The organism is Bacillus infantis, assembly GCF_050107595.1.
Taxonomy (GTDB): Bacteria; Bacillota; Bacilli; order Bacillales; family Cytobacillaceae; genus Bacillus_AB; species Bacillus_AB infantis_C.
In genome coordinates this window covers 476,956-496,365 of record NZ_JBNILH010000002.1, presented here as the reverse complement: position 1 = coordinate 496,365, position 19,410 = coordinate 476,956, and the positions used below count along the sequence as shown (strand labels likewise).

Sequence of the window (19,410 nt, the reverse complement as noted above, 5' to 3'; positions counted from 1 at the left end):
ATAGGCGATTTATTCAGCCGGTCCGCCGTCTGTAAAATCTGATGGATGTTCGAATGATAAAGGGCCAAGCTTCTCTGTCCTGATTTCCCGGATGATCAGCTCTGCGACTTTATCATAATCGACTTCGCCCCCGCCCATTAAGCAGCCCCGAAGCCTTCCGATTTTATCGAAGGCTTCTACCGCTTCCTCCGGGAATTCTTCAAGGCTGTATCTTTCCAGCAGTCTTTCAGGATAGTGTTTTTCAAGAAACTTCAGTGCATAAATGGCGATGTCATGAAGATTTAATATCGTATCTTTTATCGCACCTGAAAGAGCCAGCTTGAGGCCCACTTCCTGATCTTCAAATTTCGGCCATAAAATCCCCGGTGTATCCAGGAGTTCCATTTCCTTGCCAGCTTTAATCCACTGCTGTGCTTTTGTCACCCCGGGCATATTGCCTGTTTTGGCAATATTTTTCTTTGCAAGGCGGTTGATGAGCGTTGATTTGCCGACATTCGGGATTCCAACAATCATTCCCCTGATTGCCCTTGGCTTTACACCTTTAGCTCTCATCCGGTCAAACTTTTCCTTCAATATTTCCTGTGCTGCAGAGGAGATATCCTTCATGCCGGACCCTGCCTGTGAGTTGATGGCCAGCGCTTTGATCCCTCTATCGCTAAAATAGCGGATCCAGGCCCTGGTGGCTTCTTTATCAGCCATATCAGCCTTATTGAGGAGCACAAGCCTTGGTTTATGCTGGATGATTTCGTCGATCATCGGATTTCTTGAAGACTGCGGCAGGCGCGCGTCGACAAGCTCAAAGATTATATCAACAAGCTTCAGTTTTTCTGTGACCTGCCTGCGGGCTTTTGCCATATGCCCTGGAAACCATTGTATTGTCAAGGCTGCCACCCTTTCCTGACTAAGAATAATTGTTATTTTACGATGCGGAAGTCCTCAAGGGGCCAATAGATGATATTTGTGTCCCCAAGCACCTTTTCCATCGGGATGGTGCCGATATGGCGGCTGTCCTTGCTGTAGCGCCGGTTATCGCCCATTACGAAGAGATGGCCCTCAGGCACGGTCTCCTGCCCGATCTTATCTTCAAGTGTAAAAGGCTCTGTCAGCGGCCCGTCGATGACCTCTTTCTTGTATTCATCCAGATAAGGCTCCTCGACCGCTTCGCCGTTTACGTATAAAATATCATCTTTGTATTCGATCCTGTCACCCGGCAGGCCGATTACCCTTTTTATGTAATCCTTATTTTCCGGGGCGCGGAAGACGATGATGTCAAATCTCTTTGGTTCACCAAGCTTATACGAGAACTTATTCACGATCATCCTGTCCGTATCGTGCAGCGTCGGCATCATCGACAGTCCATCCACCACGATCGGGGCGAATAAGAAATAGCGGATGACGGCCGCAAGGAGCACAGCGATGATCAGCGCCTTTGTCCATTCCCAGAATTCACTTTTGCTCTTTCCCATGTTAGTTCCCACCAATCTCTGCTAAAAAATATAATCCAGCGTCCTGCTGATAATCTGCATGGTTCATTCTTTACATTTACATTATTTCACTGCACTAAACACGATGGGATGTATAATTCCTAGTATTGGCCTATTTTCTGCCATTTAAGCGCCCGGCGCTTCCAGAGCCTGATAAAATCCGGAAGTCAGGCCGTGCAGCTGCAAAAGGAGATCGGGTGTAAGAAATGCGCAAGCGCCTTGGTCACCCTTAAGGAACGCAGACTAAGACCGCCACGTCATTGGCTTGTGATCTCGAGGGGGGGAGGCGCTGCTGCTAGACAATAATCAAACTACAAAAATACATTTTCTTATCTTTAAAAAAGCCAAACGAAAAAACCCGGCTGGCGCCGAGTTTGGCCAAGGCCGGATCCGGCTGATTAGCACTTCATACTTAACGCTTTTATGTGAAAAAGGAGCTTGATATACAAGCTCCTTCTTCGCAATTGGCGGTGCAGAGTGCACCGCCGCTTTACTATTATCGGATTTCTTTGATACGAGCTTTTTTACCGCGCAGGTTACGCAGGTAGTAAAGTTTCGCACGGCGTACTTTACCGCGGCGGATAACTTCAAGCTTCGCAATTTTTGGTGTGTGTACAGGGAATGTACGCTCAACGCCTACACCATAAGAAACTTTACGTACTGTAAAAGTTTCGCTGATTCCACCACCACGACGCTTAATTACAACACCTTCATACACCTGAACACGTTCGCGGGTACCCTCGATAACTTTAACGTGTACACGTACAGTATCACCAGGACGGAACGCAGGAACATCAGCGCGAAGCTGTTCTTTTGTAATTTCTTCGATTAATTTATGCATCGTTTTCAACTCCTTCCAACAGATGCTCTTGCACAGACTTTCTTTATTGCAGCGGAACATCGTTATAAGACCCGGCCGATCACTCAGCCCAAGCCACAAAAACTATCATAACATAAACAATGCCTGTCATCAATAGCTATTATGCTCTTTTTTTATTTCTTCGAGAAGGCGGAGCTGCTCTTTTGTCAGCTCTGCCCCTTCAAAGAGATCCGGGCGGCGGAGATAGGTCCTTTTCAGAGACTCTTTCATCCTCCACTCATCAACAAGGCGGTGGTTGCCTGAGGTTAGGATATCAGGCACTTTCATCCCCCTGAAGTCCGCCGGCCGTGTATAATGCGGATGCTCCAGAAAACCGGTGCTGAACGAATCCTTCATATGGGACTCCTCATTTCCGAGGACACCCGGGAGAAGGCGGACGATGCTGTCAATCAGCACCATGGCCCCAAGCTCCCCCCCGGTAAGCACGAAGTCTCCGATGGAAATCTCGTCTGTCACAAGGTGCTCCCTTATCCGTTCATCGTAGCCTTCATAATGGCCGCACACAAAAATCAAATGATCGAGGGATGAAAGCTCCTCCGCCTTTTTCTGGGTATACCGCTCACCCTGGGGGCATAGGAGGACGACTCTCGGCTCTCCGCCGCCTGCCTTCCCCTTTAAGTCGGCAACCGCGTCAAATATCGGCTGGGGCTTCAGCACCATGCCGGCTCCCCCGCCGTAAGGATAATCGTCAACCGTTTTATGCTTATTGTCGGCATAGTCCCTGAAATTGACTACATTGTAGCTGACGGCGTTATTTTCTTCCGCCTTCTTCAGGATGCTATGGCCGAAAACACCGCCGAACATTTCAGGAAATAAAGTAAGTACATCAATTTTCATCATGACAGCAAGCCTTCCATCGGTTCAATGATGATGACTTTTTCTTTCACATCCACTTTCTTGACAACATCCTCAATATAAGGGATCAATATATCTTTCTGCCCCTTTTTGCTGACCACCCATACATCATTGGCGCCAGGGGTCAGGATTTCCGTTATTTGCCCTATTTCTTCTTCATCAATTGTTTTCACGGTGCAGCCGAGAATTTCATGGAAATAATACTCATTCTCCTCCAGCTGCCCCAGCTGATCTTCTGAGACCTTCAATAGGCTGCCTTTAAGCTTTTCCGCCTCATCCAGGCTGTCCAGGCCTTCAAAAGTAAGCAGATCAAACGATTTATGCTGTCTGTGTGTTTTTACAGTCAGCTTCACAGGCTCCTTGGACCCCGCCAGGAACAAGAATAAATGGCTGCCTGCCTTATAGCGCTCTTCCGGAAAATCGGTGCGTGATACGACCCTTACTTCGCCCCTGACACCGTGTGTATTGACAATCTTCCCTACATTGAACCACTTTTCCATCTTTGCCGATCACCTCTAGCGAATTTCTTTAATGACTCCATCCTCGATGATGATGGTTTTGTTTGCCGATACTTCATCCCAGGCGTCGCCAATGCCGATCTCCACGACAGCCTGAACTTCTTTTTCCTTCAGTTCACTGCCTAATGGTAGCATATGTAGTTGTTCTATTTGAAACTCCAGCAGCTTGATCTTTTCTTTGCGCCTGCCTGTTTCTTTTTCAAAATTGGCAGACAGACTTGCCTGCTGGAAATTTTTCGACTTCTCAATCTTTTTCACTTCAAAGCGAAGCTGTTCGCATTCTTTCAAAAGCTGCGTTTTTCTTTCCATATAGGTTTCAAGAAGCTTCCTTTTGCTTTTTTCGGTTAAGATCTGTTTAACTGTGGCGGTTTGAAGTATTTTCACCCTTAAGCCTCCTTCAGCATCCTGGTACCGAACCTACTTATAAAAGCTTTTCTGAATGGGAAAAAAAGGAGGGGATCCCCCTCCTTTTTCTAATTCCTCCGGCTATGCCTCGGGAAAAGCTCATTCAGTTATTTCCATGAAAATTCTTTTTTGCTGTGATGATCCTGCTGCATATACAACAGTCCGTATCGATTTAGCGACGCGCCCTTGCTTCCCGATCACTTTTCCCATGTCACTCTTGTTGACAGAAAGCTGATAGGTAACGCGGTGGTCATCTTCCCGGACATCCACCCGGACATCATCGGGAAAATCAACCAGGGGCTTAACGATCGTTTCGATAAGCTCTTTCATCACGCGCAGAATTACTTGCCGTTCTTAGCGTTATGGAATTTCTCCATAATGCCTTCTTTTGAGAACAGGTTGCGTACTGTGTCAGAAGGCTTAGCGCCATCGTTCATCCATTTAAGAGCAAGCTCTTCGTTGATTTCAACCTTAGCAGGCTGTGCAACTGGATTGTAAGTTCCAACTGTTTCAATGAATCGTCCGTCACGAGGAGAACGAGAATCTGCTACTACAATACGATAGAAAGGGGATTTTTTAGCTCCCATACGTTTTAAGCGAATTTTTACTGCCATGTTAAATAAGCACCTCCGAATAGTTTCACACAAGATAGTATAATATCAATAGATAAATGGTTTGTAAAGTGTTTTTTCTTTACATGTTATAAAAACTTGATTTCCACGGCTGTCCCGCTGTGCTTCAGAGCACGCCGGGACAGTATTTCCGGGCACAGATGGACAAAGATCAGAACGGATTGAAAGGCAGCTTGAAGCCTTTTTTCTTGCCCTTCTGCTGCATTCCTGTCATCTGCTTCATCATTTTTTTCATATCCTCGAACTGCTTGAGGAGACGGTTCACTTCGGGTACGGTCCTGCCGCTGCCCTTAGCAATCCTCTTCCGGCGGTTAGAGTTGATGATTTCAGGATGCGTCTTTTCTTCCTTTGTCATCGATTTGATGATGGCCTCAACATGCGCGATCTGCTTTTCATCGATCTGCATGTTATTAAGTCCCTTGATTTTGTTGGCACCGGGCATCATTTTCAGGATTTCATCCAGCGGCCCCATATTTCGGACCTGGCCCAGCTGGTCAAGGAAGTCATCAAACGTAAAGGAAGCTGTCCGCATTTTCTTCTCGAGCTCTTTTGCCTTTTCTTCATCAACGTTGGATTGGGCCTTCTCGATCAGGGTGAGGACATCTCCCATACCGAGTATCCGGGACGCCATTCTTTCCGGATGGAAGGCTTCAATTGCATCCATCTTTTCCCCGAGTCCGACGAATTTGATCGGCGTGCTGGTGACAGAACGGATGGAAAGAGCAGCTCCCCCCCGTGTATCGCCGTCAAGCTTTGTCAGGACGACACCTGTCAGCCCCAGCTGCTCGTTGAAGCTTTGGGCGACATTCACTGCATCCTGGCCTGTCATTGCATCTACGACAAGGAAGATCTCATCCGGCTTAGAAAGCTCTTTGATTTCTTTGAGCTCATCCATGAGGGCTTCATCCACATGGAGGCGCCCTGCCGTATCGATCAGCACATAATCATGGTGGTCTTCCTTCGCCTTGGCGATGGCCTGCCTTGCTATTTCAACAGGCGATACCTGGTCGCCGAGAGAGAATACAGGCATATTGATCTGTTTTCCGAGCGTTTCAAGCTGCTTGATGGCAGCCGGACGGTAGATGTCCGCGGCCACAAGCAGCGGATTGCGGTTATGTTTTTTCCGGAGCAGGTTCGCAAGCTTTCCGGTGGTGGTCGTTTTACCGGCACCCTGGAGACCGACCATCATGATCACGGTCGGCGGGCGATTGGATACCGCCACTTTGCTCTGCTCTCCGCCCATCAGTTCGGTAAGCTCCTCTTTAACAACCTTTATAACCTGCTGGCCCGGCGTCAGGCTCTTTAGCACTTCCTGGCCGATTGAACGTTCGCTGACCTTTTTCACAAACTCTTTGACAACCTTAAAGTTGACGTCTGCTTCCAAAAGGGCCAGGCGTACTTCGCGCATCATCTCTTTAACGTCCGCCTCGGATACTTTCCCTTTGCCGCGGATCTTCTGTATCGTATTTTGCAGTCGGTCGGCTAATCCTTCAAATGCCATATATGCCGCCTCCTAATCTAATTTCTCTAGCTCAGCCACTGCTTCCATCAGACTTTGATGGGAAGGACTGCCTTCTTCAAGAAAAGTTCTCATGTCGCGAATAAGTTTGCTGCGCTGTTGAAATTTATTAAATAACAGCAGCTTTTCTTCATATTCCTCCAGCATTGCTTCGGTACGCTTGATGTTATCGTACACTGCCTGCCGGCTGACGTCATATTCCTCGGCAATCTCACCGAGCGAATAATCATCCAGATAATACAGGGACATATAGCTCCGCTGCTTCGGCGTCAACAACGACTGATAAAAGTCATACAGATAGTTCATCCTCGTCGTCTTCTCCAGCATAGCTCATTCCCCCTTGTTAAGTGAAAAGCCTTTACAATAAAACAGTTTACACAGAACCCCAAACTGTGTCAAGGAAATCCGGGCCCGGCGCCGCTCCTTCGGCATTTGTCAGCTTTTCCTCTTTTTGGCTTCCAGAAGGCGCTTCATTCTCTCTTCCCGCTCATCCGGGCTGACGCTTGGTGCTCCGGAGCGCCCTTTTGGTTTACGGATCTCAGCCTGCCGCCCGGCAGATTCTGCTTCCTGCACGCGGGTCTCCGGTACCTGGACACCTTTCTGCCTGTCAGCCGCCCTCCGCCTGGCGGAGGCTGTTTTCTCTATTAGCCTTTTTTTATCGGACGCTGCAGCCTTCTTAGCCTTTTGTCCCTTCGGAATCAGCTTGAGCCCGAACCTCCTGGCCGCTATCTCGGCAAAGAAGAGGAGGAATGCCGCAAGAAGGAGCCATTCGCTGATTGAGGCCCTTTCAAAATTTCCTGCCTTCAGCGGACGGAATGCCTCCTTGCCTTCTTCCAGCCGCTTCCCTCCCGTCAAGGAAGATATTTCCTTAAGGAGTCCTTCATTTTGTTTTTGCCATAAATATTCTTCTGAATATGGGAGAGTAAAGCCGGTTTTATAGGTCCTTGTTTCTCCTGTCAGGGTTTTCTGGCTGATATTGACATAAAACATGCCAGGCTCTGAAGGCATTTTAATTTCGTACTTGCCGGGAGCTGCCAGTTTAGTGCTGGCATCCACTTTTTCCCCATTATCTGAAACAACTGCTATTTCTGCAGGAAGGGCAGTTTTGCTGTTACCTTCAAGCAAAACGACCGTTTCTTCGTTTTCCCTTCGGACTGAAAGGCTGTAAGCTTCGCTCTCATATTTCGGCAGCGAGATGCTGGCGAGTTTATTCATAAACTGCGGCCACTTTTCCCACCGGGCCCAGTCTCCAGACCATTTTCCGCTGATATCCGAAGTAAAGGCGATTGTATGACCGATGCCATACTGCCATTCAGCCAGGACTGGATCCTCTTTTTCACTGAGAAGGGGAACCTCTGCACCCTGTTTGGCTTCAGAAGCAATATAGGCATTCATCTGCGGAACGCCGCCTGCAAAAAAATCGCCCCATTCCGGATACGCCTGTATAGACGGATAAAAAGGATTGTCTTCAATATAAGTTCTAGTCGCCATGACGGTTTCCCTTGATAAAATGCTTGGAATCACTGAGGAGTCCGTAACATCGTAGAAGCGCCCGGCACCGAGTTCAGCCAGCTCTTCCAGCAGATTCCGGTCCGCGTCGCTCCCAAGCGCCACCGCCGATAGAGTAATATTGTTTTCTTTCCCCGTTTCTATCATGCTTTCATAATCAGCGCTTCTGGCAGACTGCCCGTCTGTAAGGAGGATGATATGCTTCCGCTGGAGCTTAAGGTCCTCCAGCTCTTCGTACGCTTTTTCGAGGGAGGTAAAAATTTCCGTCCCTCCCCCGGGAGTGACGGAGCCAATTTTGTCCACCGCGTCCTTTTTATTGTCAAGCGGTCCGGTTTCCACGATAACCCACGGGCGGTCATCAAATGCTATGAATCCCAAAGTATCTTTCTCGCGCAAGAGTTCAACTGATCTTGCTGCCGCCTCTTTTGCCAGTTCCAGCTTGCTCCCTGCCATGCTTCCGGAACGGTCCATTACAATCACAAGGCCGAGGGAGGGCATTTCCTTCTTCCCTTTAATATCCATGCTGACAGGCAGCAGCTTTTCTATCGGCGTTTTGAAATAGCCGCCAAGACCAAAGCTGTTCTCTCCCCCCGCCATAATAAATCCTGAGCCAAATTCCTTTACAGCCTTCTCGATAAGCATCATCTGATTCTCGGAAACCACCGTTGCCGGTATATTATTGAAAATGATGGACTGATATGGAAGGACCCCGGAAAGTGAGGCAGGCAGTTTTTCCGGCACGATGGAATCCGCCAGAAGTCCGGACCCGTCCAGTATGGTTTCAAGCTGGCTTTTTTCCTGCTCTACAATCAAAACCCTGGGGGTTCCTTTAATATTGACGGCAGACTGCAATGCATTGTTTTCTATGAATCCATCTCCTTCAGCGGAAATTTCAGCCTTGATTGCCGATAAGCCGGTTTCGTCCATTTTGTGCTTGAAGGTGTAGACATTCTTTCCTTCTTTGACCGTAATTCTCTCTTTTAAGACTTCCCTGCTGTTAACAGAAAGCCTTAAATCAGCTTCTTTTGCAGAATTGCTGTCAATCGCAATGGTAATGGATGCTTCTTCGCCTTCATATAAGGCGGGGGGGACTTCCAGGCTGGAAATGGACATGTCCTCTTTCCTGCTGCTGTCCAGCAGGACATAATCAAGCTCTATCCCCCGATTCTTTAAAAGCTTTGCCGCTTCACGGCTGCTTCCAGCCGTTTCCCTTCCGTCTGATAAAAGGACAATCCGCCCAGGGGTTTCCTGCGGCATGAGAGTCGAAGCCAGCTGAATGCCTGCCTCGAGATTCGTTTCACCCTTCCCGGTGTCAGTACTGAACTCCCGGAACTCTCCCTTCATACTGGACAGCGAGCTTTCAGCAGCAGCTGTTTCTCCAGCCGATATCACGGCATAGGAATCTTCCTTTCCTTTGGACTGAATTCCGGCATCGATGAAATCCAGCAACTCTCCTTCCCTGCCCTGCACACTGGCAGAGCGGTCGGCGATGAAAACCACTGCTTCTCCTGGAGCAGGCAGTCTGATTGAAGGGACAGCCAGCGCAAAGGCAAGCAAAATGAACACGATGGCCCTCATCACAGCTGCTCCCTTCCTATTTCCTCTCCCCTTTGCTGTCTTGATAAACAAGAATACCAGGAGCATGGAAGGAATGATGAGCAAAAGCATAAAAGGGTGTTTAAATTCTATTCCCACGCCTGAACACCTCCCATTCTGCTGCTATCAGGATGAGAGCGAATAATGCGAGCCAAAACCAAAGTCCGTTCTGCTCTTTTTCCTCATAGCCATTTGAAGCAATTTTATCATTCATCGTAAAGGAAGAGGCATGCCTGGCGGCTTTTTCCCTGTCATCGAGCAGGACAGAGAAAAAATAATGTTCTTCCCCAGCAGCAGCCTGGTAGACTCCCGGCTTATAGGGAGCAGCAAAGTTTTCCTTCGCCAGATCCAGTGAATACAGATTTTCGTTTTCATCATCGTATATCTCGAACGAAGAAGAGCCCGCTCCTGCATTAAGCCACTTCTCTTCCCCTGGTGAAAAATAGCCAAGAAAATCAGACTGGGCGGCCAGCCATTGATAGGCATTATACAGGAAGACCGGAAAACCGGGCTGCAATGGCCAATCAGAATCGCCTAAAGCAAAATTGATCGCCAAAGCCGGAGTCCCATCCTGTGTTCCCTTCTGAATCAGAGGCCGCCCGCCTGACTGCAGGAGGGTTTCCCAATCACCTTTAAGCGGCTCGTAGGAGGAATCAATGAAGATATTTTCAGCCCCTACATGTTCAAGAATCGGATCATTGGCGGCCTCCGGCGGTTCTTCCAGCTTTTTCTTGCCTGTTTCCGAATTGAAGATGATTACAGGCCTTCCCTCTGCTGCCTCAAGGCTGCTGCCATCTGTCAGGTATATCCCTTCTCCCGCGGCTGCAGACGATGAAGGTTCAGCCTGAACCAGTTCAGCCCCCCATGTTTCAAAGCCTTTCAGCACAAATGGACTGATGCTCCCTACGGCAACCACCTTTCGGCTCGGTTCATTAAAGATCGCTGTCAGCTCATTGTCGGCTTGATAAGGATCATCCGCCTTTATTTCTGCCTTATAGTAAGGATGCTTGGGGAGGCCGGGAATCTGGATCACAGATTGGCCGTTTCCTTCAATCTCCACTTCCTGCTCATAAAGCACCTGGCCCTCATATACAACCCGGAAGGAAAAAGCGGCTTCCTCCGGTGACTGGTTCTCAACGGCAGCGCCACCGGCAATCCCCTCTTCTTCCCGGACAACACCAAAAGATAAAAGTGCAAGATTCTGCCCTTCTTTACCGAAATTATGGACTTCTGTGTAATTTCCTTCATCCAGGGCTGCGGCTTCTTCTTTTTCAAGCCCATCAGAAAATATGTATATAGCTGAATTCTCTGCATCTGCCAAAGAGTTGGCCAGCTGCAGCGCTTTAGTCATGTTTTCATGCTCATAAGTAATTTCTAGAGCACTGATTGACTTTTTAACCGCCGCTTTCTCCTTTTCCCCTGAAAGGAGGATTTCCGGATTCTCCCCGGCTCTTATCAGAGTAACCTCCTGGCCGGCCAGGCTGCCGGCCAGCGAAAGCATCTTCTCCCTTGCCTTCTCAAAGATCGGTTCGCCATCTCTTTCAGCAAGCATGGATGCAGAGGGATCGACAACAAATATCAGGCGGCTCCCCTTTAATTCTTCTCCTAACCAGTAAGGCCGGACCAGCGCAAACAGCAGCAGCAGAAGGGCAAGAAGCTGCAGCCAGAATAATAGATTCTGCTGAAGCTTCTTCAGCCATGGCGATGCCTGCCATTCATTCACTGCCTCCATCCAAAGCATATTGGAAGGAATGATTTTCTCATCAAATTGCTTCCGGAAGAAGTAGAATAATATAAAGGCGATGATAAAAAAGCCTAATAAAAAATAGATCGGGCTAAAAAAGAGCATCGTGTTTCACCTCAATTCAACATGCCTTTACCAGGCAGGATGCGCAATAAAATGGTCTGGATGTCTGTGTCAGCTGTAATCGGTACAAAATGCCCTCCATATTTCCTGCAAGCCGCCTCAAGCTGCCTGCCATGCTCTTCAAGCCTCTTCTTATATCTATCAACAATCACGGGATTCATACTGACATTAACAGAAGTACTGCTTTCGCTGTCAATCAGCCTGATATCTCCACTGTAAAACGGCTCGGCTTCCTCCTTAGCCAGAATCTGCAGCAGCCAGAAATCCTGCTTCATGGCCCCTATCCTCTTCATTGCAGACTCAAGACTGCTGAGCGGCTCCATAGTGTCGGTAATGAGGATGGACAGCTGCTGGTTTTTTTGCAGGGCACGGCTTAAGTGCTCTGAATAACCCTCATTGATTCCGGCACCTTCCATCTGGAGGATTTCTGTATATACCTGCTTGCTGTAATTGGCTCCTTTTCTTCTTAGAGGGACTGTACTTCCAGAAGGCAAAGATGCGAAATAGAGCCTGTCGCCTCCTGAAAGGGCAATATAGCAGAGCGAAGCGGCCAATTCTTTTGCCAGCTTCCATTTTTGATCGATGCTTTGCATGGAAGAAGATGTGTCCAGATAAACAGCAGCTGAAATCTCCTGTTCATCGAGGAACCGCTTTATATAATGCTTTTGGGTGCGTCCGTAAACATTCCAGTCGATTTGCCTGACATCGTCTCCCGGCTGATAGAGCCTGAAGTCGGAAAATTCAAGAGAGGAACCAAAGCTGCTGGACTGCCGTGTCCCTTTATGGGCGCCGCGCTTTTTCGTTTTCACCTGAAGGCGCTTTTTCTGCAGCCTTGAAAGAAGTACGCCTCCTTTATGCATGCTGACGGCCATCCCGGACAGGATTCCTGGATTCGGCCAGATCCCGGATAATTTCGTCTGCCGTAATGCCGCTGCTGTCAGCTTCAAAGTTGACTATAAGGCGGTGGCGGAGCACCGGGAGAGCTGTCTTTCTTAAATCTCCCATGGAAACATGGTATCTTCCCTGTGACATCGCCCTTGCTTTTGCCATCATGATCAGGCTTTGCAGTCCCCTTGGACCGCTCCCGAACTGGATGTACTGCCTCACCATCTCCGTTGCATCAGGCGACTCTGGATGCGTGGCTGAAATGATCGATACAGCTGCATCAATCATTTCTTCACTGACCAGGATCTCCTTTGCCAAAGCCTGGATCTCCAATACATCTTTTTTTGCCGCCGCTTTGTGGACAGCGGCAGGCCGGATCCCTGTCGTCCTTAATACAATCTCTTTCAATTCTTCCTTCGACGGGTATGAGACCTGAATTTTGCATATGAATCTGTCAAGCTGTGCTTCCGGCAGCGGGTAGGTTCCTTCCATATCTATCGGATTCTGGGTGGCCAGAACAAAGAATGGGCGGTCCATCATTTTTGTTTCACCCATGATTGTTACTGTTTTTTCCCCCATCGCTTCCAGCAGCGAGCTTTGTGTTTTCGGTGTCGCACGGTTGATTTCATCTGCGAGGATGATATTCCCGAATAAAGGCCCTTCATGAAAAACAAAGGCTTGCTTCCCGCTCCCGTCAGGCTGCAGAAGCATGGTTCCTGTTATATCTGATGGCATGAGATCCGGTGTGAACTGGATCCGCGAAAATTTCAGATCCATGCTTTCCGATATTGTCTTGACCAGCATGGTCTTCCCCATGCCGGGAAGGCCCTCAAGCAGCACATGGCCGCCGGCCACGATGCTCCACAGGACCTGATCGATCACATCCTCCTGCCCGACGATAAACGACCTGATTTCTTCCTTCACTTTATCCATGATAGCGGCCGCTTCTTTAAATTGGTCTGCTTTCTCTTCTATTGACGCCATATTCCTCACTCCCCATCAGGATCTATGCTTGTAAAATAATTCTTTACGATTTCTGCCAGTTCATCAGGCATCTTGTAGCGCTCGGAGCTTTCCCGGTAAGATCTTTCATAAGATTCATAGACTTCGCTGTACGGCCTGGCGCTCCCCCGCAGGATGGGCCCGGCTCCCTCGCTTTGTCTTGCCGGCCCTCCATCGCCTAATTGGCCTGAATCAGTTTCCGTATTAACCTGGCCAGCAAGCCTTTCCGGTACAGTCAGAAGCTCCCTTGAACCCTGGCCAAGCCCGGCTCCGGCCCCTGATCCTTTCCCTCCTGAGCCGCTGCCGGACCCGGTGCCAGAACCAGCCCCTCCAGAGCCTGATCCTGAACCACCAGTGCCCGATCCTGACCCTGAACCTGACCCAGATCCTGAACCTGACCCAGATCCTGAACCTGATCCGCTTCCGGATCCATTCCCTGAGTTTCCTTTGCCAGGCTGCTGGCCGCCGCTGCCGGCGTTCTGCCCGGGATTCTGCCCGGAAGCTGTCTGTCCGGAGGATCCTGAGAGAGCCAGCTGGCCGGGGTTCATTCCATTAGCAGTCATTTGGCTGTGGAGTTTTGTCCCTGTCTGGCCGACTGCCTGCTGTGCGGCAGCGAGCCTGGACAATGTGCCGGAGGAGTTCAATGCCTGCTCCAGCTGTTCTGCCAGCCTGGCAATCTCTTCATCTGTCAAAGGACCGCCCTTTTGTGCCAGCTCCTGGAGAGCCTCTTTTTGGCCATCTGAAAGCTCTGCAGGATTTTTCTGCAATTCTTTCAGCTCCTTCATGGCTTTGTTCAGTTCATTGTTATCGAGTGCAGCTGCAAGCGAGCTTAAACCGGCATTATTAAGCCGGCTTTTGGTTTCTTCAAGCATCCTTTGCCTTTCCAGTTCCTTCATTTTCTGCAGCTCCAGCGACTTGTTCTGTTTTTCAAGCTCTTTTAAAGCCTCTGCGGCAGAGGCAAGCTTGCTGATTTCCTTTGCCGCCTCTTCAATCAGCTTCCGTGTTTCCGGATCCTTCTCTTTCTCTGCTTTTTCCTTGAGCTCTTCTTCAGCGGATTCTACCATTTCTTTTTCTTCTTCAAGCTGGCTTGCCTTTTCCATTGTCGTGCTGGGAAGATAAGCAGCGGCTGAAACTGCCAGAAGGACAGCCAGCGCTCCGAGGACCCATTTAGGGTATAAGAATTGCTTTTTCCTCTTCAATACAGACTCATGGTTCTTCTTCAGATAAGATAAGGCCTCTTCCAGCTGCAGCTGCTCTACAAGTCCCTCGCTGTCCAAAAGCGAGTATGCCGTAAGCACCCTGTCATCAGGTACAAAGCGGTTGTAAACGGCTGCTGCCTCCCGAAAGCCCGGCTTCCTGATCCAGAACCTCCAGAAAGATAAAGTTAGGGACACAAGAACAGCTGAGAAAAGATATACCGGCAGATCCGGGATGACCACCGTCCGCGCCATAAGCAGGACAATGAGTATTATGGCACCTCCGTAAAAGAGGAGAAGCTGAAGCTCCTTCAGTGCAGCTGCAAAGAGAAGCTGGCGCCGGACAGGCTTCAGCAGGTTTAAGAACTGCTCCCGGTTTTGTTTGGCCATACGCTGACAACTCCTATCCCTTTTTCATATTTGGCCTTAGCTTTCTTATGCTGATCAGCAGCGCCAGCAGGAAAATCACCGAGCTTGCGATCAGGTGGGCGATCCAGAGCGGAAATTGAATGCCCGTCACATTTGCAACCTCCCGCAGAAATTCAGGATTAAAGATTCCTAGAAGGACCATGGCCGGATTGAGCATGGCTGTAAAATAAGCAAACGGGCTGTCTGTCTGCACATTTGGATTCATATTTCCTAACTGCATCAAAATCATCGTCAGAAATGCCGTTCCCCCTGCCAGAAAAAGCGTGGCCCCATAGGTTGTAACCATGGAAACGACTGTTTTCCTGATCAGCGTTGAGAACAATACGCCAAGGCTGCCGTAAACTATGATCGTAAAAATGTAAAACCCGAGTGTCATGACCACCTGTCCAGGCGAGACCCCTCCAAAAAGGAAGACTATGCTATACAGCGGAAGGCTGGCAATGATAAGCAGAAGCAGGAAGGAAATGGCTGATACGAGCTTGCTGATGATGATGCTCGCGGAGCTCTGTGTCGTCGTCAGCATGATATTAAGGGTCTGCCTCTCCCGTTCACTGCTGATGACCCCTGCTGTCAGTCCGGGTGTAATGAACAATATCAGGGCAAGCTGCAGGAAGGACAGAACAATGAACATCTCCCTGCTCTGGTCGGGCTTAAAATACCCCTGGCTGTTCGAAAGCATATTAATAAAAATAAAGCCCAAAATAATGACGCTTAAAGCCAGCAGGTAAAATAATACGCCGAGAAAGCTCTTGAACGAGCGGAACCGAAGTTTAATTTCTTTATTCAGCACAGGATTGACGGCAAAATTTTTCATGAAAGTTCCACTCCTTTCGTAATTTCCATGAATACATCCTCAAGGTCGGTTTCTGCTTCTGCAAAGCTTGCAATCGAAAGACCGGCTCCTATCGCGTTTTTCAGGAGAGCAATCTGGCCGGCATCATCGCCTTTGTATACAAACTGGAGTACATTTTCCGCTTCCCCGGGCTTCAGCCCGCTCACGCCGGGATTGTCCTCAAAAAATGAAAAGGCTTTATGTAGATCCTTAAGGACTTTCACCATAATCAACTTCTCCCCGCGCAGCTTTGCCTGTATTTCTGTGACTGACCCTTCAGCTACCAGCATCCCTTGATCGATGATCCCGATCGTGTCGCACATTTCCGCCAGCTCAGGGAGAATATGGGAGGATATGAGTATGGTCTTCCCCATATTCTTCAGCTCCTTCAGTATCTCCCTCATTTCTACGCGCGCCCTCGGATCTAATCCTGAAGCCGGTTCATCGAGAATCAGGACTTCCGGGTCATGGATAAGGCTCCTTGCCAGGCACAGCCTCTGCTTCATTCCCCTTGAAAGGAGGTCAACGTAAGAATCGCGTTTATGCTCAAGGTTTACCAGATCCAGGAGCTGGGGAATCAGCTTTTCCCTTTCCTTAAAATCAAGCCCATAGCTGGCTCCGTAAAAATGCAGATATTCTTCTGCCTTCAGCTGGTCATAGACCCCAAAAAAATCTGGCATATAGCCGATTTGCCGGCGCACCATTTTCGGCTCCTTAGCGACATTATAGCCATTTACATAGGCGGTGCCTGATGTAGGCGCCAATAGTGTCGCCAGAATAGAGAAGGTGGTCGATTTGCCGGCGCCGTTCTGGCCGACAAACCCGAAGACCGAACCTTTCTCAATTTGGAGGTTCAAGCTGTTCAGGGCTGTAAATTTACCATACCTCTTCGTTAAATCAATTATCTCTATCATGAGGATGCCTCCCCTTTAATCGTAATTTTCGGCATCGTGATCTGAGGGTCCTTCGATGTTTTAACAATGCGGACAACCACTTTTCCATCTTTGCCAATATAGCGGACGATTTTTTCCTGGATAGTAAGCTTTGAGTCGAAGGGCTCCATTTCGCCGGATTCGTGGTTCAGGATCGCATATTCTGCAAATTTGGCTTTCGTTACTATGGACAGTTCATTAAATGCAAGGGATTTCCCTTTCATTTGTGCGGGAAGGGCTGCAATAAAATGATATTCTCCATCTTCAGCCATCATTTGATCTTTGCTGCCATTGACATTCTTTTCGTAAACCATGCCCTGCACCGCCTCAAGCTCGGTACTAAGCACCTCATTGGACAGGGAGAACCGGCCTGTAAAATCAACCTTCGCTTCAAATGGTTCAAAAATGAGATTCAGGTCTGAAATTTTTTCTTTTTTGGACAGAAGATCTGCCTCAATGACACTGTCCCTCGTAAATCCGGCCAGCACCGGGCCTTCAGCAGTCCCGCTTCCTGAAAAAAGGAATGCAGAAGCTGCATATTCAAGCCTTTCTTTTTTCATTTGGTCAAGATCCCGGCCTGGCCCCGGGTGGCCATAGCCGGCGCCGGACATATACGGAGCAGTAAGAAAGTCAGTCTTTACTTTTTCGTCGACTTTCAGTGTTTCACCTTTTTTCAGACTGCCGACATTGATCTTATTCGAGCCGGTCCATAAATACAGCTCTTCAAAATCATATGGGAAGGTGTTTGTCACAGTGCCTGACAGCCGTTTGTCTTTAAGCGTCAGATCAGCCTTCAGGCCGCCGTCCTTTTCTTTTTGCGATTTGCCGAATATGGTCCTGGATGACCAGTATTCTACGGCATTAAAAATAATCCTGGTATCCTTGCGGCTCTGTTCAATGACAGCGCCGCCTGTATGATCGGACCCCGGTCTATTCAAGGTGCTGGGAATCGCATTGAACTCCCCGCGCGGAACCGAAAATGCATATTCACCGCTTGTGTTTGAAAGCAGGGTTGCTGCCTGAATACCGACAAGCCGGCTGTCCTCCGCTTTATAGACGCCCAGTTGGTTGACCTGAGGCTTGCCAAGCCTGTCTTTTGCTCCAATGCCAAAAATGGCCCCTGACATCAGCACGGCTAAAGAAGGGATGATCCACCAAGCATGCTCGCGTTTGTCCCGCTTCTTCAAAATAAAATAAAGGATCGGAACAATGACGATTACATAGCCGATGAGCAGCAGCAAAAGCTGGCCGATTGAAAAGCTGGAAGCAGGGAAATATTCATTAGCTTCAGCGAATTCATAGGTCAGCGGATCATAAATATCCGATCCATACTGGCTTCCTGCCATAGTTGGGGCCGGAACTGACTGCAGAATCCCGTCAAACCATCTGCTGTAGCCAGTCCAGGAAGACAGCGGCTCATCGCCGAGTGAAAAGGCAGTCTGCAGTATTGTACCGCTTCCATAGTCCGCCTTCACTGCTGCAGGGACATTCCCGCTTAAAGAGAGGATCTCTGCCTGATTTTTCACAGGGCCGTAAAACATAGGCAGCTCCTTGAACGGAAGCTCTTTCTCTCCTTTTTCCATAAGAAAGGATGCAGAAGACTTTCCTTCTGTATCCGGCTTCATCGGCAGGAGCGAATAGAGGACACCTAAAGACTGGCCGGCATCAGGAGCAGCGCCGGCAATCAGAATTCCACCGTTCCCGACCCATTCCTTGATGGCATTTTGCTGGGCCTCTGCAAGGTCTGAGACGGCAAATTCGTCGATGAGGAGATAGTCGAGCATTTCAAGCCCGAGCCCCTCTTCGGGCAGCTGTTCTTTTTTCAGCTCCAGCGTCTCTACCGCTGCAGAGGGGAGGATCCTCAGCTCCTTGAGCCGGTCATAGTCCTCGCTCAGGATGCCCATCGTCATTTCTCCGCCTTCTATATATTTCGCCTTCAGCTTGGTGTCACCGGAGAACTTTACTTTTTTCCCGTCCTTCCAGCTCCCTTTGTAAAGGTGAATAGCAGGGAGGTTCTGATAAGATGATGGGTGGTCCTCGGAATTGCCTGGTATTGTTATATGAAAGGTTTTCGAAGCATTTTCCGGCAGATTTGCCTTGATGCTCATGGCACCGCCGGAATTATAGGAAGGGTGGAAATCAATCAGCAGATCCCCGCTGAACGCCTCCCCTGTATTTTCAGCTTTGATAGTCAAGGGAAAGCCTTTTCCCCTTTTTACTTTTCCGTCCAGGCCTGCCTCTACTGAAATGCTGATGGCTGCCGGTGCAGCATGTGCAGGCTGGTTTAAAATGAGAAACAGCAGCAGTGCTGCAATTACAGCGATGATTGCTTTTGTATGTTTACGCAAAAAAACTCCCCCCAGATAATTATTCCACTACAATAGACGAACAGGAGCCGGCAAAAGTTTGCAATTCTTTGAAAATATAAATCTATTGCTGACTTTGCTTTTCCGGCAAGCGGTGCCGGCTCATGTATAATAGACGAAATAAATCAGGATTCCCCTACAGGGATTGAGAAAAAAAACCATTTTAAAGCACAAAAAAACAGGCTGCGTTTTGCAGACTGCCAGAACATTTTAAAAGAGTTTTGCTCGCAAATGAAGTATGTTGATTTCCGCTCCAGGCACTTCGCTTTCCGCGGGGCGGCGCTAAGCCTTCTCGTCGTACCTCCTGCGGGGTCTCAGCTCTGCCGCTGCAATCCCGCAGGAGTCTACGTGCCTTCCACTCCAATCAACGGGTTCCAATTTTTTTTGCAGCAAGTTTATGCTTATTAAATAAAAGGCGAATGGCAGCACTATGGACTTTTGATACTACAATAGGATGCTAACCCAAACCGTACCCTTTCTCTCCAAAATAAAAGCAGCTGCAT

General features: G+C 48.8%; 18 protein-coding genes. All 18 read right to left on the bottom strand.

Annotated elements, in window-relative coordinates; translation table 11 throughout:
- Positions 1-9: 9 nt before the first annotated feature.
- The 18 genes from ylqF to ACQCVH_RS05640 all read right to left on the bottom strand — a co-directional run bounded on the left by ylqF (position 10) and on the right by ACQCVH_RS05640 (position 18,889).
- On the bottom strand, positions 10-882 hold the full coding sequence (ylqF, locus tag ACQCVH_RS05725; RefSeq protein WP_426834825.1) for a ribosome biogenesis GTPase YlqF: 873 nt from the start codon (positions 880-882) through the stop codon (positions 10-12).
- A gap of 32 nt (positions 883-914) precedes the next feature.
- Positions 915-1,466 (bottom strand): signal peptidase I, encoded by a 552-nt coding sequence (gene lepB, locus ACQCVH_RS05720; RefSeq protein ID WP_426834824.1) that lies wholly within the window; start codon positions 1,464-1,466, stop codon positions 915-917.
- Between the two features lie 514 nt (positions 1,467-1,980).
- On the bottom strand, positions 1,981-2,325 hold the full coding sequence (rplS, locus tag ACQCVH_RS05715) for a 50S ribosomal protein L19 (protein WP_224903403.1): 345 nt from the start codon (positions 2,323-2,325) through the stop codon (positions 1,981-1,983).
- A 129-nt stretch (positions 2,326-2,454) separates the two neighbouring features.
- Positions 2,455-3,204, bottom strand: coding sequence for a tRNA (guanosine(37)-N1)-methyltransferase TrmD (gene trmD, locus ACQCVH_RS05710; protein WP_426834823.1), 750 nt, complete (start codon positions 3,202-3,204; stop codon positions 2,455-2,457).
- Positions 3,201-3,719 carry a ribosome maturation factor RimM gene (gene rimM / locus ACQCVH_RS05705; protein ID WP_426834822.1) on the bottom strand — a complete coding sequence of 173 codons (519 nt, stop codon included), beginning with the start codon at positions 3,717-3,719 and terminating at the stop codon, positions 3,201-3,203. The genes trmD and rimM overlap by 4 nt, the downstream gene beginning before the upstream one ends.
- A gap of 15 nt (positions 3,720-3,734) precedes the next feature.
- Positions 3,735-4,121, bottom strand: coding sequence for a YlqD family protein (locus ACQCVH_RS05700; RefSeq protein ID WP_426834821.1), 387 nt, complete (start codon positions 4,119-4,121; stop codon positions 3,735-3,737).
- Between the two features lie 120 nt (positions 4,122-4,241).
- Positions 4,242-4,472, bottom strand: coding sequence for a KH domain-containing protein (locus ACQCVH_RS05695; RefSeq protein ID WP_426834950.1), 231 nt, complete (start codon positions 4,470-4,472; stop codon positions 4,242-4,244).
- Positions 4,473-4,483: 11 nt separating this feature from the next.
- On the bottom strand, positions 4,484-4,756 hold the full coding sequence (gene rpsP, locus ACQCVH_RS05690; RefSeq protein WP_009795931.1) for a 30S ribosomal protein S16: 273 nt from the start codon (positions 4,754-4,756) through the stop codon (positions 4,484-4,486).
- A gap of 169 nt (positions 4,757-4,925) precedes the next feature.
- Positions 4,926-6,275 (bottom strand): signal recognition particle protein, encoded by a 1,350-nt coding sequence (ffh, locus tag ACQCVH_RS05685; RefSeq protein ID WP_224903388.1) that lies wholly within the window; start codon positions 6,273-6,275, stop codon positions 4,926-4,928.
- Between the two features lie 12 nt (positions 6,276-6,287).
- Positions 6,288-6,620 carry a putative DNA-binding protein gene (locus ACQCVH_RS05680; protein WP_426834820.1) on the bottom strand — a complete coding sequence of 111 codons (333 nt, stop codon included), beginning with the start codon at positions 6,618-6,620 and terminating at the stop codon, positions 6,288-6,290.
- A 108-nt stretch (positions 6,621-6,728) separates the two neighbouring features.
- The gene (locus ACQCVH_RS05675) at positions 6,729-9,497 is read right to left on the bottom strand and encodes a VWA domain-containing protein (protein WP_426834819.1); all 2,769 of its coding nucleotides are present in this window, start codon (positions 9,495-9,497) and stop codon (positions 6,729-6,731) included.
- Positions 9,481-11,247 carry a vWA domain-containing protein gene (locus ACQCVH_RS05670; protein ID WP_426834818.1) on the bottom strand — a complete coding sequence of 589 codons (1,767 nt, stop codon included), beginning with the start codon at positions 11,245-11,247 and terminating at the stop codon, positions 9,481-9,483. Before ACQCVH_RS05670 ends, ACQCVH_RS05675 begins: the two co-directional genes overlap by 17 nt.
- Positions 11,248-11,258: 11 nt before the next feature.
- Positions 11,259-12,125, bottom strand: coding sequence for a DUF58 domain-containing protein (locus ACQCVH_RS05665; protein WP_426834817.1), 867 nt, complete (start codon positions 12,123-12,125; stop codon positions 11,259-11,261).
- On the bottom strand, positions 12,118-13,134 hold the full coding sequence (locus ACQCVH_RS05660) for an AAA family ATPase (protein WP_426834816.1): 1,017 nt from the start codon (positions 13,132-13,134) through the stop codon (positions 12,118-12,120). The genes ACQCVH_RS05665 and ACQCVH_RS05660 overlap by 8 nt, the downstream gene beginning before the upstream one ends.
- A gap of 5 nt (positions 13,135-13,139) precedes the next feature.
- On the bottom strand, positions 13,140-14,738 hold the full coding sequence (locus tag ACQCVH_RS05655) for a hypothetical protein (RefSeq protein WP_426834815.1): 1,599 nt from the start codon (positions 14,736-14,738) through the stop codon (positions 13,140-13,142).
- Between the two features lie 13 nt (positions 14,739-14,751).
- On the bottom strand, positions 14,752-15,591 hold the full coding sequence (locus ACQCVH_RS05650; protein WP_426834814.1) for an ABC transporter permease: 840 nt from the start codon (positions 15,589-15,591) through the stop codon (positions 14,752-14,754).
- On the bottom strand, positions 15,588-16,523 hold the full coding sequence (locus tag ACQCVH_RS05645; protein WP_426834813.1) for an ABC transporter ATP-binding protein: 936 nt from the start codon (positions 16,521-16,523) through the stop codon (positions 15,588-15,590). Before ACQCVH_RS05645 ends, ACQCVH_RS05650 begins: the two co-directional genes overlap by 4 nt.
- Positions 16,520-18,889 (bottom strand): hypothetical protein, encoded by a 2,370-nt coding sequence (locus ACQCVH_RS05640; RefSeq protein WP_426834812.1) that lies wholly within the window; start codon positions 18,887-18,889, stop codon positions 16,520-16,522. Before ACQCVH_RS05640 ends, ACQCVH_RS05645 begins: the two co-directional genes overlap by 4 nt.
- Between the last annotated feature and the right edge of the window lie 521 nt (positions 18,890-19,410).